The following is a 25,168-nucleotide window of genomic DNA, read 5'->3' on the forward strand; positions in this document are numbered from 1 at the left end:
GGATGACGGCACGCCACACAAAGAAAGACACCGCACCGCGCGCACGTCCCGATGCAGGCGCGCTCGGGATGGAGGGGGCAGAATTCGGGAAGCTGCGCGGGGGGTGGAGACGCCACCGCCTCACTCGTTTCGGGCATGCCGCTTCCTATCGGAAAACAGACGCTCCAAGCCCGACACCGGCGGCGCTGACATTGCCTCACGGCCAGTCCAAGTCGATAAGCTCCGCGGATGACGAACCGTGTCCCTTCGCACCGAGGACTCCTGGCGCGTGCCCTCACGCCCGAGGGCTTCGCGCCGTTTGGTGACGTCGTGTCGGCGGGGCTCTCCGAGGGCGCGATGGCGAACCAAGGAACCGCGGTGCGCTACGACTGGACCGCGAGACTCGAAAGCACGCGCGGCGGAGCGAAGCCCAACCTCGCGGTCTTCCGCGCGCTACCGCAACCCCTGCCCTTCACGGTCGGACTGCTGGAGCATCACCCACGGTCGAGCCAGACCTTCCTCCCCATGCGCTGCACGCGATACCTCGTGTGCGTCTCGCCGACGATGGCCTCGGGTGGGCCCGACCCGGAGCAACTCATGGCCTTCGTGGCGGGACCGGGCCAAGGCGTGAACTACCACCGCGGCGTCTGGCATCACCCCATCGTGGCGCTCGACACGCCCGCCGAGTTCGCCATGCTCGCCTGGGAGGACGGCGGCCCCGAGGACTGCGTCGTTCATCCACTCGCGGTCCCGCGCCTCGTCCACCTGGACTGACACGGCCGAGCCGATACACCGGGATGCACGGCGGACTGGAGCCCACCGACGCCAAGAGACATGCTGCGGGTCTCCCGCCGCGCCCCCTGAGCGGAGGAGACGAAAGACCGCGTGCGCGCCTCCACTGAACGACAGACCGGCTATCGCTGGACCTATCTCTGGCTGGGGGCCGTCGTTGCCCTCGTGGGCTTCGTCCTGCTCGGGGTGGCGCTCGCATCTGCCCAGTCGTGGGGAGAGGCCAGTCCCGCGCTGGGGCTCTCCCTCGTGGGCTGGGGCAGCCTCGTCCAGGTCCTGAGCGCGGCCCTGCTGACGTCCCAGCAGGAGGTCACCCCCGCTTCCACCTCGGGGGTGCTGCTGGCGGGGACTGCGGTCTGGCTCGCCGGTTGGGGAATCATCGCGGCCGGCATCCGCCGTCTGCCGGAGTCTCCAGGCGGCCCGAGTCCGGCCGCGGGCGCCACGCTGTATCCGCGACTGGCGCGCTACCGGGACTTCTATTGGCGAACCCTGGCGGCGTACGGCGGCGGCTTCCTGCTGGCGGAGGTCGTCCTCATTCTCTTGCAGAAGGGGCTGTCCGGCGGGGTCCTGTCTTTGACGCCCACCGGAGCCTTCGTCATCGCACTGCTCGTCAGCGGGATGGTGACCTTCCTCGCGGGCTTCCTCGGCGCCTCGCGGGCGCAACGCCTGTCATGGCCCGAGGCCACCCTCGGCGCGCTGTATCTGGGCCTGCCCATCCCCATCGTCCTCTCGATGCTGGGATACAGCTCGGAGCTCCAGCTCACGCTGGGCAGTCACCTGCGCGAGCTGACGCAGGTCGCGGAGGCGCTCAGTCGCCCGGAGCTGGGATACGGACTGGTCTTCACGTTCCTGGTCCTGGCGCTGGTGCTGGGCATCAGCACGGGCTTCATCGCCACCGGCAGTGGGCGCATCGACCTGAGGATGGGCTTCGAGCTGTTCGTCGCGCGCCGACACGTGGCGGTGTTCCGCCCCTCGCTGCTGCTGGGCACGCTGGCGGTGCTGATGCTCGGCATCATTCCGCCGCTGCTCATCTACTTCATCCTCCGTTCGACCGAAGCCGCGGTGGAGCGCACCCGCATCCGCGAGCTGGGCCTGATGGATCCGCTGGCCGCCGCTTCCGACCTCAACCGCCTCAAGAATCAAGCGCAGTCTCCCACCATGATGATGACCGCCCTGTCGGTGGGGGGCGTGGGCGTGGGCGTCATGGCGCTCATCATCGTCTTGTCCGTGATGAGCGGCTTCGAGACGGAGCTGCGACAGAAGATATTGGGCACCAACGCGCACGCCGTGCTGTCCAAATACTCAGGCGGCCTGACCGAGTATCCCCAGCTCATGGACACCGTCCGCAAGGTGCCGGGCGTCGTGGGACAGACGCCCTTCCTCATCAACCAGGTGATGATTGCCTCCGAGCACAACGTCGACGGCGTCATCATCAAGGGCATCGACCCGACGACGGTCGGTGACGTGACGGACCTGCCGCGCAACATCCAGGGGCGCGGCTCCGTCGACCTCCTCAACACGCCGGAGAAGATTGTCCACCGAGGACCGGCAGACGAAGCCCCCGCCGAGGGGAACAGCACCCCGGCGCAGCCAGGCATCATCATTGGCCGGGAGCTGGCGGCGTCGCTGCGTGTGGCGGAGGGCGACTCGGTGACGGTCATCTCGCCGCTGGGCAGCGGGATGGGCCCCACGGGCCCGAGCCCCAAGAGCCGCGCGTTCCGCGTGGCGGCCATCTTCTACTCGGGCATGTATGAGTATGACTCCAAGTTCGTCTACATCCTCCTGACCGAGGCCCAGGACTTCTTCGCGGTCGAGGGCGCCACGGGCATCGAGCTGAAGGTGGCGGACATCGACGACGCGCGGCGCACCGCCGACCAGGTGGTGAAGACGCTGGGCGGCTATCCCTACCGGGCTCGGGATTGGGGCGCGATGAACAAGAACTTCTTCTCCGCGCTGCGCCTGCAGAAGCTGGTGATGGGCATCATCCTCACCATCATCATCATCGTGGCCGCGGGCCTCATCGTCGCCACCGTCATCATGATGGTGCTGGAGAAGCGCAAGGAGATCGCCGTCCTCAAGGCCCTGGGCGTCCCGGACGGCGGCATCGTGAAGATATTCCTCGCGGAGGGCCTGCAGATCGGCGTCGCGGGCGGCCTGCTCGGATTGATGTCTGGCCTTTCCTGGTGTCTGTTCATCGAGAAGGTCGGCATCAAGATGGATGCGGCCGTCTATTACATGTCGACGCTCCCGGTGCGCATCGAGCCGGTGCAGACCGTGCTGGCCGTGGTCATCGCCGTGCTCGTCACCTATCTCGCCTCCATCTACCCGGCGCTCAAGGCCAGCAGCGTGGAGCCGGTGGAGGGCCTCAAGGCGGAGTAGCGCAAGGGAGGGGCACCACTGGGACTCGAGCGGTCGAGTCACGAAGGCGCGAGCGAGTTCGCCCGCGCTTCTCTGCGAGCGATGGCGAATGCCACGCCAAGATTGGGCAGCCAGCAAAGCCAGGCGACGACTCGATAGGCCGAGGCGAAGTCGCCCAGTGCGTGCCTCAAGATGGGCATCCAGAGCCTCAGCGTGACCGCCGCGAAGCAGACCGCATAGCTGTAGCGCATCATGAGCCGATGCTCGTCGATGCGTCGGCTCTTGATGAGTCGGTAGGCGGATCGCGTGGTATAAAGCCAGACGACGCCCAAGCTGACAAAGCCCGCCTCGGCGATGACTCCCCCCGTGGCGAAGAACCCGAGGTACACGGCGGCGAGCCCGCTCAACAGGGCCGCGCCCACGTAGACCTTTCCGAGGAACCGGTGAGCGCTCGGGAACCTGTGTCGCAGCTTCGCGACGAACTGCGTCCAGCCGATGGCCAGCGCCAGTCCGCCCAGGCCGATGTGAGTGTAGAAGGCCGCGTTCCAGACAGGGCTCGCCAGAAGCTCGCTGCCCTTCAAGGCCCGGAGTCCGAAGTTCGAGTCCGCGAGGAAGTAGCTGCCGGGATAGAGGCCCACGGCCAGGCACAGAACCGCGAAGAGGACCCAGCCAACCTTACGGAGCATGGCGGCGGCTCGTGGTTCGGCGTGAAAGGGTCCCAACCATCACGTGCGGCCCATGAGCCCCAGCCGTCAAGAACCGGTTGAGGAGCCCTCGACCAGGCCGAGTCAGAGGGCGCCGGAGGTCATGGCGGCCCGGCAAGAAGGAAGGTCTTGGATGCTCCGCGCTCATCGCCCCGACTCCTACGATGCGCGGCGCACTTGATTGCGAGCAGGACCTCCGCTGGATGCTGGCGACAAGCCTGCCCCCCGAAGGCGTGGTGCGGAGACCTCCACACCCCCAGCGCCGTGGCGCGCGAAATCGCACCGGGATGGAACGCGTATCCGCCGATGTGCGCCGCGAGAGCACGCGCCCAGGCAGCCCGTCCCAGTTCACTGTCCATACAGCGTCCCGAGGCCCTCGCGTTCACGAGCGCGGTAGATTTCGCTGAAAAGACTGACACGTCAGAATCCAGGCCGGACATGTCATTCCCAGACGCAGCGCGAGTCCCGAACAGGCGACTGAGAGGAATTTCCTCCACTTACGATGCTGGCACCGTGCCTGCATTTGTCACGCGTGGGCACTCGGGCAGAACGCCTGGGAGCCCAGACCTACCCGCCTCGCGGAGTAGGTCCTACCACGGCACAGAGGACTCCTATGGCATCCACCATCACTCCCCTCAATCTCTGGCAGAAGGCCTTTCTCCTCACCTGGGAATCCAATGGCGTGGGCGACACGCAGGGCGACACCCAGACGCTGGCCCGGACCCTGAAAGCCAAGTTGATGAAGTTCCTGGCCCTGTCAGACATCCAGCAGGCCATGGAGGGCACCTGGTCCATCGCATGGGGGCCGGTGGTCTTCGAGGCCAAGGAGAGCTCCACGAGCTACGCCGACAACGTCATGTACGTCGCGGCGAGCCCCGACCGGTCCGTCTACGTGGTCGCCATCGCGGGGACCAACGGGTCGTCCGACTACGACAAGAATGACGAGGACAACAGCGTCAACACCACAACGCTCTGGACGTCGGCGTTCCCGGGGCTGCCCTCCTACAGCGTGCCCTCGGGCATCAATCCGTGGCCCGTCCTCTCGTCGGGCACCGCCTTGGGGACCAACAACCTCCTGGGCATGACGGACACCGTGACGACCCAGCAGACCCTGGTGGACTTCCTCAAGTCGCTGAGCGCGACGGGCTCGAAGACGCTCATCTTCGGGGGCCACAGCCTGGGTGGCGCGCTGGCGCCCACGCTCGCGCTCGCGCTGTTCAACCCCTCGGGCGGAGTGTTCAGCACCGGAAGCTGGGAGAACGTCTACGTGCTCCCGGTGGCGGGCCCCACGCCTGGCAACCAGGGCCTCTCCGAGTTCTTCGGACAGGTGTTCCCGCCCGTCAGCCTGGACCCGAAGCAGCCGCAGTACGCCTGGAACCAGGACATCTGGAACAGCCTCGACGCCGTGCCGCATGCGTGGGTCGTCGACATGCTCAATGAGATTCCCACCCTCTATCCGACGAACTGGCCGGATGGACAGGTCCCCTCGGACATCACGAACCTCGTCAACGCCGCCGTCCAGGCATCCCAACTCGGCGGCGCCCTCCCGGGTCCCTACACGCAGTTGCCCAACGTCGAGACGCCGGGTGACTACTCGGGCTCCAATCCCATCACGACCGAGGACCAATTCTGGGCCGAGGTCGCGTACCAGCACCTGACGGCCTACCAGACCCTCTTCGACATCGAGTCGCTCATCTCCGAAGGCACCCAGACCGCGGTCCGGCAGATGCTCAAGCGGTGGCTGTCCACCTTCCCGCGAAGGGCCGCGCAGAGCGTGAAGCGCACCGCCGCCGCGCGCTGACACCCCACCGCGCACCCCCGCGAGACTGACGCACAGCACTTTCGACGCCCGCGGTGACGAAGAACACGGTCGAACTGCGCACCGAGCCCACTCAGTGGCCGGTGCGCAGCAGTGGCCGGACCCGCACGAATCGAATAACGCTCGGCGGAAGGAGTCTTTCAGACCTCGTCAAAGCGCACCCCTGAAGCGCCAACGGCCTCCAGCGCGTCCTTGACCTCACCATCGACGATGATCGGAAGGAAGTATCCCCACAGCCGGAACACCCGTGCATCACTCGGTGCCTTCGATTTGTCGATCCGCAATCCAGACACATGCCGATACTCGCCAGCCCTATGCGAGTGAAGAGGATCGCTTGCTTCGAAGTATCGCACTTCTCGACTCAACTCATCATCGATGCACCGGATCGTCCGAGCGACATTCAGCAAATGGTAGGTCCCCGCGACGTCGTCAACGTCGACGGGGAAGAGCTGAATATCCGCAGGCGCCATCTGGGTGAGCGCCGAGGCAATTCGCGCATTGACAATCGGCGTCTGCGCCGCACCCGCAAACTCGAAGGCGACTGGAACTCCTGGCCGACTTACCGGAACACGCAACTTCTGGTTCAACGTTACTGGGCGGCCTTCAACAAACTTCCACGGGTCATCAACAGGAGTGCCATCGGCCGCAACGGGTTCCCCCAGGTGCCATCGGCCTTTCACATACACATCCAGTTTCAAGTCATAGAAGCGCCGCACCATGGCCTAGTTCCCAGCATCCTTCGTGATGAGCCGCCGCAGGTAGGTCCCCTCTCTTACGAGGTCTCGTGCAATGTCCGCATGCTCGCTCCGCAGAACAATCTGGCACTGGGCGACGCTTCGACAACTCTTCATCACAGAAACAAGCCGCGCGAACACCTCCTCATGATACTCGCGAGGATGAGGCCCCTTATGTCCCTTGATTCGGACCTGATTGGCCGGGTCACTGAGCTTCAGGCCTGCTTTCGAGAAGATGTCCTCGAATCGCTGTGTCCACGGCCCCCCAGTTGCCTCTGAAACCTCGTCCTTGTCCGTGCAGATGTGGTGCACCTCCCCGTCGGGGTCGCCCTGAATCCCTCCACCCGAAGCAACTCCGGCACCCTCGCCTGCGCCAATCCCGGACCCCATTGCGACCGCGGCGACCGCCGTCGGGGCGAGCACCACATTCAGCGCACCCGCCGAGGAAACGGAGATGGCCTGCACCCCTCCCGACAGCGCGCCCGACAGGACGAATCCGCCTTCGACTTCAGCCCGTGCCGCGGCCAGCGCGAAGCCCGGCATCTTCGCGCCCTGCCCCGCCATCGCGCTCTTCCCTCCGAGCATCGACAGCGCCACGATGACCAGGACCCGCGCGCCGTTGTCCCCGAGCACCTTTCCGAACCGGTGCCCCGCCCGCTCCAGCTCCGCGAAGCTCGCCGCGTCACGGGACTCGTCCAGGAGGCTCAGGAAGCCTTGCACGAGACTCCAAACGGGCCCGGTGCCAAGGTAGGCAATCAGTGACGCTGTCAGCGCCACCGCCATGACCTTCGTCACGGGCTCAGGGGCAACCAGCATCACCAGGGCCGCGCCAATCATCGTCGTAATCATGGCCCGCAGCGCCGCGCCGTTCGCCATGCCCCTCACGGCCTCCCCCACGCCCTCCCACACCGTGTCGAGCGCGAAGTAGAGCGCCAGCATGCGGCGCTCCATGGGCCCCATCGTGAGCCCACCCACCAGCAGGCTCAGGCAGCGCTCCGGGTCGTCCTGTTGTCGACAGATTCGCTCGTAGGACGAGGGCACCGAGGCGGCCTGCACCCCGGGCACCAGCCCTTGCGACGACGCCAGCAACGAGCGGCGCCCTCCCTCTTGCTCAAGCTGCCGGAACGCAACGTCGAGCCTCAAATCCAGGACGAACTGCGTCACCGCGAGGCGGAATGCCGCCTCGTCTATCTCGACAGGCGGCGTCTCGGGGGGCGCATAGACAATCGGCGCACCCTGCCCGGTGTCCAACCGCACGACTCGTGCAGTCGCACAGCCAGCCGACAACGCCACCAATGCGGCGAGAGCGAAAACCTTCATTATCCCCCCAGGGCTTCCGCCAACGCGCGGAGAGGGGTGACTTAGCGAAGGAGTCTGACAACCCCCATTGTCCCTGCCCCTTCAGAATCGCCCCGCTTCACGCCGCTCATCATGTGCGTGGTGATCGCCACCGTCTCCACGGCCATCCTCATTCACTAGCGGACAATCCCAGGCATCCGCGCACGGTCCGCACCCGCTGGTGGGAAGGCGACACTCGTCACGGCCGCGAGTCTGAGCTGACAATCTCTGCTCGACTTTCTCCAATCCCCGCTGCTCTTATTGAATGGCATTCATCGCATTCTGACTGTGGAGGGAGAACCGGCTTCCCTGGTCCACACATCCTCACGTGAGTCCACCTGCCCGGGTGGTCCCGCCGAGCCTCCTGCAGACCACGTCACTCGCTCGCCCGCATGAATGCGTGGCGGGTCCACCACTCACGCCACGTCTCTCAGGGGCGACGGCGACGGGCGGGGCTTCGCCCGGCACGGGGGCAGGCAATGGCAGACAGCACCGGCAGGCTCACGGACCAGTTCCAGGTCGACAAGGACGGCGGCGCTTCCTATGCATTCGAACTGAAGGTCCCTCCGGGGACCGCCGGCCTCGCACCCGCCCTGGGCATTGCCTACAACAGCGGCGGCTCGGATGGATTGATGGGCGTGGGCTTTGGCCTGAGCGGGCTCTCCTCCATCACCCGCGTGGGCCGGACCGTCGCACAGGACGGCCAGCATGGCGCCGTCTCCTATGACCTGGATGACCGCTTCTCGCTGGATGGACAGCGATTGATGGCGGTCTCGGGCGCCTACGGGCAACCCCAGACGGTCTATCACACCGAAATCCAGTCCTGGCGCAAGGTGGTCCCCCACTATCCGTCGGGCTGGGACGTCCAGCGCGGCCCGCAGTCCTTCATCGTCCATACTCGGGATGGACAGACATGGGAGTACGGCACGTCGGAGGACTCGCGCGTGCCGGCCTCGAGCACGCAGCCCGCCATCCGCCTGTGGTCCCTCCATCGCGTCACCGACCGGCATGGAAACTTCATGACGGTGACGTATGAGCAGGACGCGCAGAACAACGTCCACTACCCGAAGCTCATCGAGTACACGGACAACGCCCGCAACCCCATCACCAAGAAGCGGCAGGTCCGCTTCGGCTACACCGAGCGGCAGGACGCCACCACGCAGTACGTGGGCGGCTCTCCCTTCCGCACCACCCGCCTGCTGTCGCAAGTGCAGACGTTCGTGGACGGCGCGCTGGTGCGCACCTACCGATTCGACTACCAGCTCAGCAAGGCCACGCGGCGCCCCCTGCTGCACGCCGTCTCCACGGACGCCCGAGACACCTCCCTGCCTCGCACCACCTTCGCGTGGCAAGGGCAAGGAGACGCGGAGCCCACGCTGTTCCAAGCACCCCGCTCGCTCGGGAAGACGATGCAAGGAGGGCTGCGCATCCCCATGGATGTAAGCGGCAACGGCCTCACGGACGTGCTGCACGCCTACGCCTCCGACCAACAACTCCGATTGGACCTCTACCTGTCCACGCGCCAGGGACTGGAGGGCCCGCACGCCGTGGACCTGGGCGGCGCGACGCTGCCGTGGGGCGGAACGTTCTGCCCGCTGGACGTGGACGCCGACGGTCACATGGACCTCGTCTACGCGGCCAACAACGCGGGCCGTCTGGGATTGACCCTCTTCAAGGCCGCCGAGCGCAACGGCCGCTGGACGCTCGCGCGCCAGGGACCGGTGAACGGCGCCGGCCCCGCGGACCTCATCTGGGGCGGGCGGCTCCTGGCCTTGGATGTGGATGGCGATGGCCGCTCGGACCTCGTCTACGCCACGAACAGCGCCGCGACGCTGAAGCTGGAGGTCCTGTACTCGCAAGGGAACAGCTTCGCGCCGTCCTCCAGCGGCCCCGTCTCCACCTCGCTGCCCTTCGGCGGACACCTGGTGCCGCTCGACGTGGCCGGCAATGGGCAGACAGACCTCGTCTATGCCACGAATGACAGCGGCTTCCTGAAGCTGACGTGGCTCAAGGCCGCGCCCGAGCGCCAGGGGTTCCAGGTCCAGACCGAGCCCCTGCTGCCCTCCGGCACGCGGGTCCCCTGGGGAGGCAGCCTCCTGCCCATCCACCTGAGCGGCAACGGCGCGCTGGATCTGCTCAATCCCTACACGGATGGCAGCACGTTGCACCTGCGCGTGCTGCGCAACACCGGCAAGGGCTTCGTCCTCCAGGACCTGGGCAGCACGGGGCTCGCGTTCGGCGCCATCATTCCCCAGCTCATGCCCGCGGACGTCCAGGGCAGCGGGCGGGATGATCTGATCATCGTGGGCGAGCACCGCCCAACGGGCGCGCCCGCCTCCAGCCGCCTCGCGGTGCTCGTCAACGAGGGCGGCGCCCTGCGTCCCTACCCGAAGGTGGCCCAGGTCCCCGCCTTCGTCGCCGCGGGCGAGTCCACCGCCGCGCTCGGACTCACGGGCATCGGCAAGGCCGACGTGCTGCACGTCGATGGCTCCGGCGCCACCCACCTGCTGGCCGCGACGCTCGAGTATCCCGACCTGGTCGCCTCCATCACCAACGGTCTGGGGGGACGCTTCGAGCTGACCTACAAGCCGCTCACCGACCCATCCATCTACAGCCGCAAGCCCCCCGCGTCGGACACGGTGGACATGCAGGCGCTGTTCAACAACCAGCTCCCCGGGGCCACCTATGCGCTGGCCGCCCAGCCCGGAGCCCAAGCCAGTCCGGTGGGCATGAGCTTCGCCTCGCGCACCGTCCAGTACCCGCGCTACGTCGTGGCCGCCTATGCGCAGGTGTACTCGGCGGCCCAGGGCTCCACGCATGCCTTCGCGTATTCGGGCGCGCGACTGAGCCTCCAGGGGCGCGGCTGGATGGGCTTCGCGGCGTGGTCCAAGACCGACCCGCACACGGGCCCGTCGGGTGTCGTCACCGAGACGCGCTACCACCAGGACTTCCCTCGCACCTCCGCCGTGGAATCCCAGACGGTGCGGCGCGCCTCGGACCAGGCGCTGATGGCTCGCTCCGAGTACGTCTACAGCACCCCCGCGAGCGCGGGCGTGTACCAGCTCCAGACGACCGAGACGCGCAAGAAGCTCTACACCTTCGCCACCACGGACACGCCCGACTGCGTGCGCACGAACTCGTTCCAGTATGACGACTACGGCAACGCCATCGCCATCACCCAGACGGCCACGGGCACCGCCACCGCGCCGCTGTACACAGCGCAGTCCTTCCAGAACAGCGTGGAGCTGCACCGCTTCGGCTTCCTCACCGAGCGCAAGCTCAGCGCCGACCCGCAGGGCACGCAGCCCCTCCACTGGGAGCGCACGACGTACGCGTCCGACACCTGGGACGTGAGGACCCATGCCCGCTGGAGCGGCACGGACACGTGGCAGGTCTACGCGTATGCGTATGACGACTGGGGCAACACCACGCGCCTGGAGGACCCCGCGAAGGCGGTCGTCACCCACCACTACGAGAGCGCCTACCGCACGTTCCCCAGCAAGCGCGTGCTGCCCGCGCCCCCCTCCGGCCGCGCCCTGGAGTTCGAGTTCCAGTACGACGCGGCCCTCGGCGTCCTCGCCTCCCAGACGCTGCCGACCGGCGCGCGCGAGGTGCACCTGCACGACGGATTGGGCCGTCCGGTCGAGACCCAGCGCACGGGCCCCGATGGCGCGCTCGTCGCCACGCTGCGCTACCAGCGAGGCCAGGACGCGGAAGGCAGGTACCGCCGCACGCTGACCCGACAGGAGTGGAACAAGGACACCTGGAAGGCCCAGACGGACTACGTGGACGGCTTCGGTCGCGTGACGCGCATCGCGCGACAGGGCATGGAGAGCGGGGCCCTGGTGGGCCGCGCCATCCAGGAAGACACCGTCCTGGACGCGCACGACCAACCGGTGGAGCAGTCCCTGCCGTACTTCCGGGGCGATTCGCCGCAGCGCGCCCAGGCGCTCACGTATGACGAGTACGAGCGGGTGGTGCGCCGCGAGACCACGGGTGTCGGAACGACGACGCACGTGACGACCTACGAGTACCCGCGCGCCTACCGCGTCGTCGTCACCGAGGGCGCGACCTCCAGCGAGACCCGCACCCGGACGTTGACGCACGGGTTCTACGGCGACGCGCAGTGCCTGGTGGAGCTGCAGGACAGCCACGGCAACACCACGCGCTACGCGCATGACGCCCTGGGGCGCCGGCTCACCGCGACGGACCCCAAGGTGGAGACCACGTTCACCTACGACGGCTTGGACCGCCACGTCGTCATCGCCACCCGCGCGGGCAGCACCACCTTCACGCGCGAGACCTATTCCTACCGAGACGACCAACGCCAGTGGACGCACACGGATGGCGCCGGGCAGGTGACGACCTTCCAGTACGACCCGCTCCAGCGCTTGCTGTCGAAGCGCGTGGGCACCGAGGAGACGACCTATACCTACGACGAGCACACCAGCGACTGGTCTCTCGGGAAGCGGACCGGCGTGCGGCTCCCGGACGGCACCACGTATGCGTATGGATACGACGCGGACGGCCACACCCTCTCCACGCGGCTGACGCTGGACGGAACGCAGTACACGCTGGGCCAGGAGTTCACGCCCGCGCATCGGCTCTCCCGACTCGTCTATCCCGACGCGGCCAGGACGGAGCTGCGCTACCAGCGCGACTCCATGGAGCGCCTGCAGCGCATCACCGAGGGCAGCGTCGAGCATCTGCTCCAGTCGGACTTCACCGCGCTCGGCGCCCCGTCCGTGGCTCGGTATGCCAATGGCGTGCGCACCGCGTGGACCTACACCGCGGATGGACATCAGCTCACCCAGGACGTGTTTGGCCATGACGAGCGGCCCGTGTCCGCCAGCACGCTGGAGTGGAATCCCTTCTGGCAGGTGAGCGCCGTCCGAGACCGCCTGGAGTCTCGGCGCGACGAGGCGTTCACCTATGACACCGTGGGCCAGCTGCTGCGGGCCCAGGGCGGCGACCTGGGCCTCAAGGAGTATGCCTATGACGCGGCCTGCAGCCTCATCCGCAAGGACGGGCTGACGCTGGAGCGCGCGGGCTATCAGCTCACCCGCGGCTTCTCCCCGTCGAGCACCGACGCGGTCACCACGCGCTACGACGCGAACGGCAGTCTGGTGGAGCTGCAACACCAGGGCACCACCACGCAGTTCCGCTACGACGGCGAGCGGCGACTCATCCAGGCCGGCGAGGTGAGCTTCACCTATGACCATGACGGTCGCCGCCTCAAGAAGGTGGAGCCAGGACAGACGACCTACTACCTCGCGCCTTGCTACGAGGTGGTGGTCTTCTCCTCCGGCGCGCGCCAGCACACGCGCTACGTCCTGGATGAAGAGCACCTCATCGCCTCCGTCACCGTCGTGGAGAGCGGCACACCTCCGAGCGGACGCACCGGCATCCCCACTCCGGGCACGCGCTACTTCCACGTCAACAACACGCGCAGCACCACGCTGCTGACCGATGAGCGGGGCCAGGTCGCCAGCGCCATGGACTACGACCCGTTCGGCACCCCGAGACTGCGCGCGGGCAGCGACGACTTCCGGCGCAAGTACACCGGGCTGGAGCTGGACAGCACCGGCCTCTATTACGCGGCCTCGCGCTACTACAGCCCCTTGCTCGGTGGCTTCATCACCACGGACACCCAGCTCGCCACGCAGGAGGACCGGACCGGGGCGTTCAACCGCTACGCCTACGTCCTGAACGACCCAGTCACACACGTCGACCCGTCGGGCTTCGGCTTCTTCGGCAGCATCAAGAACTTCTTCACCAACACGCTGCCCGACTGGTTCTCCCGGAACTGGGAGCACGTCGTCTCCTACGCGGTGGACATCGCGCTCATCGCGGGTGGCATCGCGCTGTCCTTCGTCCCGGGCCTGCAAGGCGTGGCGGCCATCGCGGTGGGCATGGCCGTGGGCGGACTGGTGGGCGCGGGCCTGGGCGGACTGGCCTACAACATCAGCACCAACGCCACGGGCGACGAGTTCAGTTGGAAGGGCTGGGGAACCCAGGTGGGCATCGGCGCGGCGGCGGGCGCCATCGCCGGGGGCTTCTCCGCCGCGGGAGAGCTGGCGGCCACGGGGCTCAACCTCGCCAGCCGCAGCCTGCTCAACATCGGCGTGCGCGCCGGCGTGGACCTCGCGGGCGGTGTGGCGTCTGGGATTGCCAGTCAGGTGATGGGCAACGCCATCGCGGGCGCGCCACTGGGCGCGGACCTCACGTTCGCCGCGGTGTTCGGCGGCGCCGCGGGCGTGGCGGGCAGCGTGGTGGCCTCAGGTGGCAAGGCGTGGCTCTCGCGCGTGGGCCGCGCATTGGATGACGTGGACGGACTGGCGGATGGGCTGCGCCGCGCGTCCTACAACGTCTCGGGGGGCCCCACGCTCCAGCTCGACGTGGAGGGCATGCGCAAGGTCATCGCGCTCACCCTGGGCGGCACCTTCGGCACCTCGCTTGGGTACACGCTCAGCTCCCTGCACGCCGAGCAGTTCCTGCTTCCCGGGATGACGTGAGCGCCGACGCCCGGCGGCGATGCAACGACGTGGAGGGCAGTCACACATGAAGACCACGACACACACGAGGCCACGCATCCTGTTCACGGGCGCGCCGGCGGGACACGACTTCTCCGCGCTGAAGGAGGTGGGTGACGTCACCGTCAAGCAGGGCAAGGAAGGCCTGGAGCACGCGGAGGTGCTCTGGGTCGACTGCGCCAGCACACGGCCTGAGCAATACACGGCCTTGCTGCGCTCGGCCCTGGACGCGGGCAAGACGGTGGTGCTCGGTCGCCCCGATGCGGCGGCGCGCGAAGCGTTGACGGGCCTCGCGTCGCTGCGGCTCGAGGAGGGCGCCACGGCATTGCTGGTCACCCGTGACACGGACATCGCCACGCCCTCCAGCTACTCGGTCACCGCGCTGGGCAGCCACTCCCTCGAGGAACCCTCGGTGGAGCACCAGTCCGGCGGGGACAAGGCGGCCGTGACGCCCCCCACGCCCGAGGCGCGCGGCCCCCGGCTGGTGCATGACGCGGACGCGCTGAGGCACGACTGGGGCGCCATGCTGGAGGCGCACCACCACCGCGCCCGCCGCTCCGTGGGCGGCCCCGGCCTCATCCCGCCCACCGGCGTCTTGTATGGCATTCGGACGCTGAGCCGCAGCTTCCCCATGACCGTCCGGCACGACACCTGGTCCGCCACGAGCGGCAAGAGCCAGTCCACCGAGGCGGGTTTCACCAGCTCGTTCTACGTCTACCGGGAGAACGGCAAGGCGAGCGCGGACTACGTCGTCATTCGGATCCAGGAAGCCACCTTCTCCACCGGCTCGCTCATGGTGCGCGCCGACAACGCCAAGGGCTTCTGGCAGTTCGAGCTGCAGACGGAGTGCACCAACAACCGGAGCGTGGCGCTCATCAGCAACAGCCCAGGCACGACGAACGGCCCCGGCGTGGGCGCGCAAATCACCCTCCCGGTCAACGTCAAGCTGGTGCAGGACGGAGGCTGCGTCCCCACCCACTGGTCCGCGTCACATGGCCCCGTGCCCCGCTCCATCGAGGGCTGGGGACTCATCAACCGGAGCGCGGTCAGCGCGGGACGGGCCACCTGGTACTACCACCAGCGCGACGTCTGGAATCCCATCAATGATCCACCCAACCAGTTCAGCCGCTGGTGGGCCGGCATGTTCGACGGCGGCTACGGCGGACGGGTGAAGAACCACACCGCGCTCGCGGGCGCCTCGTTCACGGTGGAGACCGTCGCCGCGTGGCGCTTCAGCGCGAGCACCATCGCGTCCAATCCCAACGTGATGTTCACCGAGAACCTCGCGATGAACTACGCGGCGTTCGCGAACCCCTCGGGCACAGGCAACGGCCACCACCAGATTTCCTATTACACGTCGATGATCTCCCGCTCCGACTCGCTGACCATCAACCTGGTCTCCGCGACGGACATCGCCAGCCCCTGCAAGTGACACATGGGCCCTCGGGCTCCGAGCCGTGACAGCCACTCGGAGCCCGAGCCGCCCGCGCCCTCACGGGCGATAGGGACCTCCCGGCACGCCCCAGCCCCACGCGGGCATGGGCGCGTCGAAGGTCACGCTCGCGCCGGGCTGTGAGTTGATGACCGCGAGCCGAGAGCCCCACTCGATGTACGCCACCAGCGCCGAGCGGAACTCGGGGTCCGCGGGGAGCGCCACCGCGTCGGCGGTGTCGAGCAGCAGCTCCACCCATCTGCGCCGCTGCGCTTCCGACAGGTGCTTCTCCAGGTGATGCCGCAGCATCGCTGCGTGTCCGCCATGCGCCGCGCTGTAGTGCGCCGGGCCACCGAGCACCTCGCCCAGGAAGAGGGCGACGTGGGCGGGGTGCGCCGCGGACATCCGCGCGAAGACGGGCCCGAGCAGCGGATCCGCGCTCACGCGCGTGTAGAAGGCCTCGGTCAGCCGCGCGAGCGCGTCGGCCCCGCCGGCCCAGTCATACAGCGACGGCACCGCGGGGGGGGCCTCACTCACGGACGACTCCACGCGCCCTCGACGCGGCAGTGCTTCATCTCCTGGATGTCGGCGATGAAGGGCCGCACCAGCGCGAGGAACGCGGGGAACGAGGCGCCAGTGCGAAAGCCTTGCAGGTGCCCCTCCAGCGAATCCCACTCGATGCGGACGATGAAGTGACGAGGCTCCTCGGTGCCTCGGGTGACCTCGTAGCGCAAGCAGTGCGGCGAGGCCCGCAGGTGTTCACCCGCGAGGCGGTAGGCCTCGAGGAACGCCTCCGCGCGCTCAGCGGGGATGTCGTAACGGATGTACTCCACGACCATGTGATGCGACTCCTTGCTCGCGAGGGGACGCGGCGTTGCGGGCGGGACAGCGAGCGCCTCGGCCCCCAAGAGGGTGAGGAGGAGCACCGTGGCACGACACGACTTCCAAGACACGGACCACCTCCGGGGCACGGCGCGATTCCGAAATGGAGCGCCGGCCCACGCGCGCCAAGGTAAGAACCCGGGCGACTGCGCGCTGGGTCGTCCGTCCCGTTTCATGGGCCGGCCGTCCCGGAAGGAGCGGATGGGATGGAGCCACTCTCGGCGGTGTTGAGCGGGGTGCGCCTGAAGGGGAGCATCTACGCCGCCTGGGAGCTGCACGCCCCCTGGGGCATGGCGCTCCCTCAAGCGCCCTTCGCCGCGTTCCACTTCGTGGAGCAGGGCGAGTGCTGGGTGCATTCCGGCGACGAATTCCATCGGCTGGACGCGGGCGAGCTGGTGGTCCTGTTCGGCGGACAGGCGCACCAGCTGACGTCCTCGCGCGCCGCCGCATCGGAGCCCCTGGACGTGCTGCGGCGACGTCACCCCGCCAAGGCAGGGGTCCACCGGGTGGGGAGCACGGGAGCGCAGACCCGGCTGGTGTGCGGGAAGTTCGCCGCCGAGGGCGAGCAGGGCCTCCAGATGCTGCGCGGACTTCCCGCCGGGGTATGCCTGCGACAGGAGCAACTCGCCACGCTGCCCGCGCTGCGCGCACTGTTGACCTCGCTGTCACACGAGGCCGCGTCCACCGCGCCAGGCGCCGCGACCGCCGCCGCGCGCATCACCGAAGCACTGTTCGTCCAGGTGCTGCGCGCGCTCCTGAAGGGGACAGAGGACGACACGCCACCGGGCTGGCTCGCGGGCCTGCGTGAGCCTCGCATCGCCCACGCGCTCCAGTTGCTGCACGCGGAGCCCGCGCGCTCCTGGTCACTGGGAGCACTCGCCAGCACCGTGGGCATGTCCCGCACGCGCTTCGCCCTGCTCTTCCAGGAGCGCATCGGCCAGCCACCGATGACGTACCTCACCCACCTGCGGCTCGACTGGGTGGCGCAGCGCCTGCGTGATGGCGAGGAGTCCATCGCGCAGTTGGCGCACGCAGCGGGCTTCGAGAGCCAGGGCGGCCTCAGCCGCGCGTTCCGCAAGCGCTTCGGGCAGACACCCTCGGACGTGCGCCGGGCCGCGCGCGACACCCGAGCCACGGGCTAGCGAACACCGGGGCGGCGCCACACGGCACCGCCCCGGCGAATCCGACTCAACTCAGCCGCAGGTCAACCACTTGCACGAGTTGGACAGACACTCGCGCGCGCTGCTGCACAGCGCTCCCTTTGCCTTCTTGTTCACGCAGTTGCCCGCGTTGAGGCCCCAGCCACAGTACTGGTTGGTGCCGCAGTGCGCGTCAGTGACGCAGATGCACGAGCCCGTCGAACCCGTGCAGTCCTCCGACGTCGTGCACGAACCGCTCTTGCACTCCGCATCGTAGCGGCAGGTATCCGCGACCGCCTTCGACGCGGGCGCGTAGGGCTTGCCACACATCGTGGGGTACGCCGCCTCGCGAGTGGACTTGGGGACGTACGCCGCCACGCCGCTGGTGTCGATGTCCGCCGCCGCGTCCGCCATGCCCGTGCGCGCGCTGTTCGCCCGCTCCCACATGCGGATGAAGTTCTCCGCCGAGCCCTCCAGGCCCGTGGTGTTGACGCCGAGCTGCTTCAGGTCGCGCACCACGTCCGGCAGGAAGCCCACGTGCGCCAGACCATTGACATCGAAGTCCGTGCCCAGACGACCCGGGCCCGACGTGCGCTGCTGATCCATCTGCGCATCCGCCTCCGCGCGGAAGCCCGCCGAGCACGCGCCGAAGTTGCCGAAGCGCGGGCGCGTCTGCTGGATGAAGCCGTTGAGGTCCGCGCCGAAGCCCATGTTCACCTTCAGGCCCTGGCGACCAAACTCATACGCCTGCGCCAGCGAGCGCGTGGAACCCTGGCAGTTGTTGGCCACCGTCGTGCGCGTATAGGTCCGCGTCTCGTCATGCGCCGTGCGCAGACCAAACATGCCGCCCGTCTGGCGGATGTCGCGCACCACCCACGCGGGCGTCGTCTTCTCGTTGGCGGCCAGGTCCGGGTTCATCACCTCGCGGAAGTGGCCGTGCGAGACGAACAGCGGGTAGTAGGTGTTCGCCTGGGACAGCGCGAAGGCATCCTGCACGCTGCGCTCGGACATGTGGGCCATGTCGATGAGCATGCCCTTGGCCATCATCTCCTGGACCAGCGCCTTGCCGTCGGTCGTCAGGCCCTTGGTGTTGCGGCAGTTCGCATCCACGTCGAAGCCGAGCGTGAAGCCCGAGCCCGTCAGGCCGCAGTCCGTGTCGATGTGGCAGTTCTCCAGGAACTGCGCGACCTGGAAGATGGCGTTGTGCGGCGCCGCGCCACCGAAGCGGTTGTCCAACTGGTGCACCGGCTGCAACGAGCGCACCCCCAGGCCGTACACGCGGTTGAGCTCCGCGCGCCAGTCCTTGGTGCCGAACAGCTTGCTCGACTCGATGGACAGCACCATGGCGAGCTTGCCCGCCGCGATGATCTGCCGCGCGTGGGCGGGCGACAGGGCAATCTCCACCCAGTCATTGCGCGCATCGAAGTCGCGGGCCATCTGGAGCTGGAGGTCCACGTCCGCCATCTCGTCGCAGGGCCGCTTGAGGTTCTGGTACGGCAAGGCCTTGCAGAGAAACTCGTTGCTCACGAGCGACACCATCACCAGGGACATGCCTCCGGCCTTGGCCTGCTTCAGCCAACCCTCCCACGCCTGCTGGTGGGCGATGGTGTCCCAGCGCGGCCACTCGGTGGGCGTGTTCATGCGGCCCAGGTGCAGGCCAGTGTCGCCCTCGGTGCCCTCGATTTGACCAATGACCTCCGAGGCCACCGCGCCGCCCACTCCAAACACGTCCGACAGGATGGGCACGCCGCTCAGGTTCACGCTGCCGGAGTTGGGACAGAGGTTGAGCAGGTCGCGCAGGTCCATTCGTACCCGCGCGTGGTCGCTCTCCGGCGCACCGCCGTCACAGCTCGTGAGCGCACCGGTATAGCTGCCGTGGAACCAGCCACCGCCGAACGCCTCCTCGGCGAACATGTGGTGGTGCATCTCCGCGAAGCCACTCACGGCCAACGGCTGCGCGACCGACTCGGGCTCGGGCGCCGGGGCCTGCTCCTCCGAGACGGGACCACAGGACAGCGCGACCGCGGAAGCCAACCACCACGGGGAGAACAGCTGACGCAGACCACTTCGGAGACGACGCTGCATGCGAGGCACCTTTCCGAGCTGGGGGGAACCTCCGCACGTATCAGCACTTGTTCTCGCTAATCAAACACCCCGGACTATTCTCGTTCTCTCGACTTGTAGATGACGCACCGCGAGGCGCCGCATGAAATGGTGGTTCCGCTGCCTGACCATGAGCTGCCCCATGTTCGACCAGCTCTTCGTCGCGAAGTACCGAGGTCACAAGGTCCGGTGCCCCGAGTGCGAAGGCCCGAGCCATCGGCACGACATCTACGGCAACGGCTCTGCCAGCGACAATGATTCGAGCGACAGCGACGTCGAGTCCAGCGATGGGGAGTCCAGCGAAGACGAGCTGTTCGTCCACACGCCGCTGGTGAAGCGAGCGCCCATCACCGAGTTCCTGCCACGCACGGAGTTCCACACGCGGCTGGAGGGCTCCACGCTCTACGAGATGACCGAGTCGAAGTACTTCAACACCTACGGTCCTCGGAGCGCGAGCGGACGCAACTCTCAATCCTATACTCCCAAGAACGTCACCAAGCCCAAGTCCAAGGCGGGGGGGTTCAACGCGAAGACGGGCACGTTCAAGAACAACTTCGGCTTCGACCCTCGGTACAAGGGCGCGTTCCGGACGAACGCGCACCAGCGCATCAAACTGCCGCCGCCCCCCAAGCTGCACGTGGGCGAGGTCTATGACCGCGCGCTCCAGCACCGGGTGGCCTCCTGCGAGTACCTCCTGGAGCGACTCTCCGCGCTGTCGGACGAAGGCATCGTCGCCAACGCGGACCACGAGTACCCGTGCCTCCTCATCCAGGCACCGGGAGGGCCCACGGATGAAGACATCTCCGCCAAGGGCAGCAAGCTCGGGACGAACCAGGAGCACTGGACCCGGCTGGTCATGGCCTGCTTCGTGGGCGTCGCCAACCACTTCGCCTTCGGCTCCGGGCTGCCCATCGAAATCGTGATGCGCTCGAGCTTCGGCCACCTGTCTCCATCCATCGCCGAATGCGCTCGCGCCTATCGCATCAACGTGGGCATCGTGCCCCGCCTCTATCTCGATGTGCTCGTCGAGAGCATCCTGTACGTGCATCGCTTCTTCACGCACGAGCTCAAGGACGCCCTCCGAAAGCAGCCCGTCGATGAGAGCTTTGGCCAGCTCTCCGCGGACTACTTCGTGGCGCTCCTCACCCGGCGAATCAACGACCACCGGAAGAAGCACAACGCCGAGCTGAGGAAGCAGCAGCAGGCGAAGAAGAAGCAGGGCAAAGGGAAGCAGGGCAAGGGGAAGGAGAAGGACGACTCCGACGTCAAGCCGATGGAGCTCGTCACCACCGACGACGTGCAAGAGGCGCTCGACAAGCGCAGCGAGGACTCGGTGCGCAGGAGGATGTTGGGCCCCAACCAGCGCCTCCCCCAGAAGCTCGATGCCGAGGTCGACAACCTGTGGGACTGGCTCTGGAGTCCGGGCGACGCGAGCGGCAAGACGGTGTTGACCCAGCTCACGGATCGCAATCAGCAACACCTGGAGGTCATCGCGGACCATGTGTTCGAGGCGCTCCAGGAGCCCGGGGGCAACGTCTCTGGCTTCCTGGCCCCGCTGCCCGGCCAGTTCACCCTGAACGGCGACAGCATCAGCGTGACGCCCCTCCCCATGAAGGAGTCCCTCTCTTTCGAAGAGACCTTCTCCGACGGCCAACGCCGCGTGGAGGACGCGGGCTTCTGGACGATGGCCGAGCTCATCGTCGGTTCGCTCGGGGGCTCACGCGAGGGCTTCCAGGCGTTCTCCAAGGAGCACGTCGTGGGCGGCTTGTATGCCGTCTTCGACTCGCTCAACGAGCACTTCATCGTCCACGAGGCCCACCGGCACCTCGCCAAGGCCCAGGACGGATACGGGAGCGACTCGGAGGATGAAGCAGACCTGCCCTCGCTCGACCTGAAGAAGCCCGTCAACCACGTCTTCTCCAAGAAGCTCATCACGGCGACGGGCATGCGGGCCATCCATCTGGCGCACTACGCCGGGCGGCTGTGCGCGTCGGAGCGGGGCCTCGACGTCACCACCATCAAGGTCGTCTCGGACCGGATGTACTACGAGACCTCCACGGCGCTCGGGACCGTGCCCATCAACACGAAGGTCCTCCCGAAGACAGGCGCGAGCGGCAATGTGGAGATGCTCTTCTTCGACATCAACCACTGCAACACCACCCAGCAGCGCTATCCAGACATCGACTTCAGCGGCTACGACATCGTCATCCTCGACCACACGAGTTCGAGCACCTCGCTCGTGCATCGCTACCTGAGCGAGGTCTTTGACTGTCCCAAGGTCCAGCTCGTCCTCCTGGTCGGCAGCGGCCTGAAGAACGAGCAGTCCGGCGCGGACCTGAACACCTACGGCACCATCCGCATCATGGGCCGCGACAAGAAGCTCCGGGACGACCTCTACGTCCATCTCGTCAAGGAAGAGGGCGACTACCGCCACCCCAAGGAGAGCCACGCCATCCGGCGCGCGTACAAGGCCCGGGGCTTCGTTCCCACCACGAAGAACTTCCTGGCGCCCACCACCGGGTCGACCTTCTCCAGCGCCTGGGGAAAGACGTCGCTGCAAGCGCCCACCCAGCAATACCAACCCAGGAACGGGCCCATCCAGACCTTCGATGTCATCGACGTTCCTCCCGACGGGGACTGCCTGTTCTCCGCCCTGGCCGTCGCCGAGGGAGCCCTTCGTTCCGCCGCGGATGTCCGCGCCACGCTCGTGGCCCAGCTCAAGGCCCGCCGACAGCACGTCCCGGATGGGATGTATCTGCAAGTGGGGCTGGGCTACTCGTGCGTGCACGTGCGAGGGCAGGAGGCGTACATCCAGATGATGGCCCGTGCGCTCGTCTGGGGTGGCCTGCCCGAGATTGTCGTGGCCTCCTACCTGCGCCCCATCCTCCTCTTCGAGAACACGCGGACGCCGCACTTGTACCGGAATGGTGAGTCCATCGACATGGAATGGGACAACCTGCCCTCGAACGTCCTGTGCATCGCGTTCCGCGGCAATCACTACGTGGCGCTGCGCCGACACTGAGCCGGCCCCCCCGCTCACGAGCGGGACAGCACGAGCGGCCACAGCTTCGCGAGCGCGGCGCGCAACGCGGTGGCGCTGGGATGGCGCTCCTCGGGGCGCTTGCACATGAGCTTGAGCACGAGGCGCTCGAAGGGCTCCGGCAGGTCCGGGCGCAGCGTCCGAGGCGGAACGGGCGGCTCCTGCACGTGCAGGAACATCAACGGCACCGGCTGCGAATGGCGGAAAGGGAGCTGCCCGGTGAACAGCTCATAGGCCACCACGCCCAGCGCATACAGGTCCGTGGCGGGCGACACGGGCGGCGAGCCCATCACCTGCTCGGGCGCCATGTACTCGGGCGTCCCCAGCGTGGCGCCTTGCGCGGTGGTGCCCATGACGTGGGCGCTCTTGGCGAGGCCGAAGTCCATCAGCTTCAACACCCCCGTGCGGGTGATGAAGAGGTTGCCGGGCTTCACATCCCGATGCAGCACCCCATGCGCGTGCGCGTGCTCCAGCGCCACCGTGGCGTGGGTGAGCCAACGCAAGGCATTGGCCAGCGTGGGCCGCTGCTCCAGCAACACCTGACGCAAGTCCTTGCCGTCCAGCAGCTCGACGGTGAGGTAGTGGCGCTCGCCATCCCAGCCCACGTCGTAGACATGGAGGATGTTGATGTGCTCCAGCGCCTGGGCGTGCTGCACCTCCTGGCGGAAGCGCCGCACCATGTCCTCGTCGGCGTGAGGCACCGCCAGCACCTTGAGCGCCACGCGCTGGTTCTTCGCCAGGTCCATCACCTGGTACACGGTGGACGTGCCGCCCGCGCCCAGCCACTTCTCCACGCGGTAGCGATTGGCCACCATCTGCCCGGGGATGAGCCCCCGGTTCGGCGTGGGCGTCGGCGGCGTCACCGCGCCCAGCAGCAGCGTGCCCTGCGGTGACACGGGGGGCGTCACACGCGGCAGCGTCTCTTCCAGGGCGGGGTCGGAGGCCCCCGAGGCGCGCCGCGGACCGAGCGCCTTCACGCTCAGGTACGTCACGCCCGCGGCATCGTCATCATCCGGCGGGTACACGCGGGGCTCCCCTCTCGCGCGGGTGAGGCGGTGGGCTCAGGACTCCAGCAGCGAGATGGGCGCCGGAGCAGCGTTCGCACCCTCGATGTCCAGGTGCGGCGTGGGCAGGTTGTACTCCGCCGCCGCGGACGTGGCCTCCACCAGGATGGGGCCGGCGATCTCCGGGGGCTCGCCCTGGCAGAGCAGCTCCACCACGTGCTCCAGGGTCCACTTCCCCATGCGCGTGACTTCCAGGCGCTTGCCCTTGAACTGCGCCGTGTCCGCGAGCTGCTGGCTCGCGGAGAGCTTGGCCTCCACCGAGTCGCCCAGGTAGCCCCGCGCCAGCGCCAGCACCCGGTCCACCACGGTGTTCCAGGCCTGGAGGTACGTGCGGTCCTGCGCCTCGTCGATGATGTCCAGGCCCACCTGGAGCCGCTCCATCCGCTCCAGGAACTGCTGCACCAGCCGGCCACGAATCACGCGCCCATGCTGCGGGGCGATCATCTCCACCGCGGGCGTCAGCTGGCGGATGGCCGCCACCGCGCGCACCAGCGCGGAGTTCACCGGCATGTAGATTTGATGGAAGGCGCGGATGCCTGTCCAATCCGACTCATCCGCCCACAGGCCCTGCGCCTTCGAGTCCGTCAGGCCGCCGAAGAGGTCGCCCGTGAAGAGCACGCGGGTCTGCGGGTCATACAGCATCACCGCGCCACGGAAGTGACAGAACGGCGAGGGCACCGGGATGAGCTTGTGGCCCGTGGGCACGCTCAGCCCCTGTGAGAACTTCTCCGTGGGGATGAAGCGATTGCGCGGCAGGTTGAAGTGGACGATGAGCCGCCACGTGTCCTCGGAGCACAGGATGCTGGCGCGGGGCGAGTAGCGCGCGGAGATGATGCCCGCCGACGAGCCCACGTCTGGATCCTGGTGGTTGATGAACAGCGCGGACAGCCGGTCCATCCCGCCAATGAGCGACACCACCTTGGTGTGGATGGTGGAGAAGTCGCTGCTCGAGCCCGGGTCGATGAGGAGGTTGAACTCCGAGGGCTTCTGCGTGCGCGAGTCCGTGCCCCGGAAGCGGCGCAGGAACGGGTTCGCGTAGAAGATGCTCCCCACCTCTCGCTTACCCACCCAGAAAGTCTCGGGAGCAATCTCCACCGCGACGCGATTGAGGTCTGGCTGGGGATTCGGGGTGGAGGCGTCGCTGCTGCTCATGAACGGGTCCCTGCGCGCGAAGAAGAATGAGGCGCCCCGAGTCTATCAGCCCCTCGCGCCTCTCGGCCCGCTTCCTTGCCCACAGGTGGAGGCAGCGTGCAT

General features: G+C 67.6%; 15 protein-coding genes. 7 read left to right on the forward strand and 8 right to left on the reverse strand.

Annotated features, from left to right (window positions below; genetic code table 11):
• The first annotated feature begins 228 nt into the window (after positions 1 to 228).
• Positions 229 to 753, forward strand: a complete 525-nt coding sequence (locus JGU66_03285; GenBank protein ID MBJ6759770.1) for an ureidoglycolate lyase — start codon at positions 229 to 231, stop codon at positions 751 to 753.
• A 111-nt stretch (positions 754 to 864) separates the two neighbouring features.
• Entirely contained in the window at positions 865 to 3,147 is a 2,283-nt protein-coding gene (locus tag JGU66_03290) for an ABC transporter permease (GenBank protein ID MBJ6759771.1), read from the forward strand.
• A gap of 38 nt (positions 3,148 to 3,185) precedes the next feature.
• On the opposite strand, the gene JGU66_03295 is transcribed toward JGU66_03290, so the two are convergent.
• Complete coding sequence (locus JGU66_03295) at positions 3,186 to 3,812, reverse strand: DUF2306 domain-containing protein (protein ID MBJ6759772.1); 627 nt, start codon at positions 3,810 to 3,812, stop codon at positions 3,186 to 3,188.
• A gap of 631 nt (positions 3,813 to 4,443) precedes the next feature.
• On the opposite strand from JGU66_03295, the gene JGU66_03300 reads away from it, so the two are divergent.
• Positions 4,444 to 5,631: an alpha/beta fold hydrolase gene (locus JGU66_03300; protein ID MBJ6759773.1), complete on the forward strand. Its 1,188-nt coding sequence runs from the start codon at positions 4,444 to 4,446 to the stop codon at positions 5,629 to 5,631.
• A 158-nt stretch (positions 5,632 to 5,789) separates the two neighbouring features.
• Here the strand turns inward: JGU66_03300 and JGU66_03305 are convergent, their stop codons facing one another.
• Together JGU66_03305 and JGU66_03310 are read right to left on the reverse strand one after the other, a co-directional pair.
• Positions 5,790 to 6,368 carry a hypothetical protein gene (locus JGU66_03305; protein MBJ6759774.1) on the reverse strand — a complete coding sequence of 193 codons (579 nt, stop codon included), beginning with the start codon at positions 6,366 to 6,368 and terminating at the stop codon, positions 5,790 to 5,792.
• A gap of 3 nt (positions 6,369 to 6,371) precedes the next feature.
• On the reverse strand, positions 6,372 to 7,703 hold the full coding sequence (locus tag JGU66_03310; protein MBJ6759775.1) for an AHH domain-containing protein: 1,332 nt from the start codon (positions 7,701 to 7,703) through the stop codon (positions 6,372 to 6,374).
• A gap of 497 nt (positions 7,704 to 8,200) precedes the next feature.
• On the opposite strand from JGU66_03310, the gene JGU66_03315 reads away from it, so the two are divergent.
• Both JGU66_03315 and JGU66_03320 read left to right on the forward strand, forming a co-directional pair.
• Positions 8,201 to 14,236 carry a hypothetical protein gene (locus tag JGU66_03315; protein MBJ6759776.1) on the forward strand — a complete coding sequence of 2,012 codons (6,036 nt, stop codon included), beginning with the start codon at positions 8,201 to 8,203 and terminating at the stop codon, positions 14,234 to 14,236.
• A 46-nt stretch (positions 14,237 to 14,282) separates the two neighbouring features.
• Positions 14,283 to 15,686, forward strand: a complete 1,404-nt coding sequence (locus JGU66_03320) for a hypothetical protein (protein ID MBJ6759777.1) — start codon at positions 14,283 to 14,285, stop codon at positions 15,684 to 15,686.
• A 60-nt stretch (positions 15,687 to 15,746) separates the two neighbouring features.
• On the opposite strand, the gene JGU66_03325 is transcribed toward JGU66_03320, so the two are convergent.
• A complete protein-coding gene (locus tag JGU66_03325; GenBank protein ID MBJ6759778.1) occupies positions 15,747 to 16,223 on the reverse strand; it encodes a group II truncated hemoglobin in 477 nt (158 codons plus the stop codon).
• Positions 16,220 to 16,525 (reverse strand): antibiotic biosynthesis monooxygenase, encoded by a 306-nt coding sequence (locus JGU66_03330; GenBank protein ID MBJ6759779.1) that lies wholly within the window; start codon positions 16,523 to 16,525, stop codon positions 16,220 to 16,222. The genes JGU66_03325 and JGU66_03330 overlap by 4 nt, the downstream gene beginning before the upstream one ends.
• A gap of 249 nt (positions 16,526 to 16,774) precedes the next feature.
• Between JGU66_03330 and JGU66_03335 the strand changes: the two genes are divergently transcribed.
• The gene (locus tag JGU66_03335) at positions 16,775 to 17,710 is read left to right on the forward strand and encodes an AraC family transcriptional regulator (protein MBJ6759780.1); all 936 of its coding nucleotides are present in this window, start codon (positions 16,775 to 16,777) and stop codon (positions 17,708 to 17,710) included.
• Positions 17,711 to 17,761: 51 nt separating this feature from the next.
• Here JGU66_03335 and JGU66_03340 read toward each other — a convergent pair whose 3' ends face one another.
• Positions 17,762 to 19,792 (reverse strand): membrane dipeptidase, encoded by a 2,031-nt coding sequence (locus JGU66_03340; GenBank protein MBJ6759781.1) that lies wholly within the window; start codon positions 19,790 to 19,792, stop codon positions 17,762 to 17,764.
• A gap of 121 nt (positions 19,793 to 19,913) precedes the next feature.
• Here JGU66_03340 and JGU66_03345 point away from each other — a divergent pair, with 121 nt between their 5' ends.
• Positions 19,914 to 22,832, forward strand: coding sequence for a hypothetical protein (locus JGU66_03345; protein ID MBJ6759782.1), 2,919 nt, complete (start codon positions 19,914 to 19,916; stop codon positions 22,830 to 22,832).
• A 14-nt stretch (positions 22,833 to 22,846) separates the two neighbouring features.
• Here JGU66_03345 and JGU66_03350 read toward each other — a convergent pair whose 3' ends face one another.
• Together JGU66_03350 and JGU66_03355 are read right to left on the reverse strand one after the other, a co-directional pair.
• On the reverse strand, positions 22,847 to 23,875 hold the full coding sequence (locus JGU66_03350; protein ID MBJ6759783.1) for a serine/threonine protein kinase: 1,029 nt from the start codon (positions 23,873 to 23,875) through the stop codon (positions 22,847 to 22,849).
• Positions 23,876 to 23,911: 36 nt separating this feature from the next.
• Positions 23,912 to 25,066 (reverse strand): hypothetical protein, encoded by a 1,155-nt coding sequence (locus JGU66_03355; protein ID MBJ6759784.1) that lies wholly within the window; start codon positions 25,064 to 25,066, stop codon positions 23,912 to 23,914.
• Positions 25,067 to 25,168: the final 102 nt, after the last annotated feature.

It is taken from the genome of Myxococcaceae bacterium JPH2 (assembly GCA_016458225.1).
In the GTDB taxonomy this organism is placed as follows: Bacteria; Myxococcota; Myxococcia; order Myxococcales; family Myxococcaceae; genus Citreicoccus.

Bases quoted from the DNA above. Each gene is read 5' to 3' on its own strand.
- JGU66_03285 (MBJ6759770.1), top strand. From the start codon at position 229: ATGACGAACCGTGTCCCTTCGCACCGAGGACTCCTGGCGCGTGCCCTC.
- JGU66_03295 (MBJ6759772.1), bottom strand. From the start codon at position 3,812: ATGCTCCGTAAGGTTGGCTGGGTCCTCTTCGCGGTTCTGTGCCTGGCC.
- JGU66_03300 (MBJ6759773.1), top strand. From the start codon at position 4,444: ATGGCATCCACCATCACTCCCCTCAATCTCTGGCAGAAGGCCTTTCTC.
- JGU66_03305 (MBJ6759774.1), bottom strand. From the start codon at position 6,368: ATGGTGCGGCGCTTCTATGACTTGAAACTGGATGTGTATGTGAAAGGC.
- JGU66_03310 (MBJ6759775.1), bottom strand. From the start codon at position 7,703: ATGAAGGTTTTCGCTCTCGCCGCATTGGTGGCGTTGTCGGCTGGCTGT.
- JGU66_03315 (MBJ6759776.1), top strand. From the start codon at position 8,201: ATGGCAGACAGCACCGGCAGGCTCACGGACCAGTTCCAGGTCGACAAG.
- JGU66_03320 (MBJ6759777.1), top strand. From the start codon at position 14,283: ATGAAGACCACGACACACACGAGGCCACGCATCCTGTTCACGGGCGCG.
- JGU66_03330 (MBJ6759779.1), bottom strand. From the start codon at position 16,525: ATGGTCGTGGAGTACATCCGTTACGACATCCCCGCTGAGCGCGCGGAG.
- JGU66_03335 (MBJ6759780.1), top strand. From the start codon at position 16,775: ATGGAGCCACTCTCGGCGGTGTTGAGCGGGGTGCGCCTGAAGGGGAGC.
- JGU66_03340 (MBJ6759781.1), bottom strand. From the start codon at position 19,792: ATGCAGCGTCGTCTCCGAAGTGGTCTGCGTCAGCTGTTCTCCCCGTGG.
- JGU66_03345 (MBJ6759782.1), top strand. From the start codon at position 19,914: ATGAAATGGTGGTTCCGCTGCCTGACCATGAGCTGCCCCATGTTCGAC.
- JGU66_03355 (MBJ6759784.1), bottom strand. From the start codon at position 25,066: ATGAGCAGCAGCGACGCCTCCACCCCGAATCCCCAGCCAGACCTCAAT.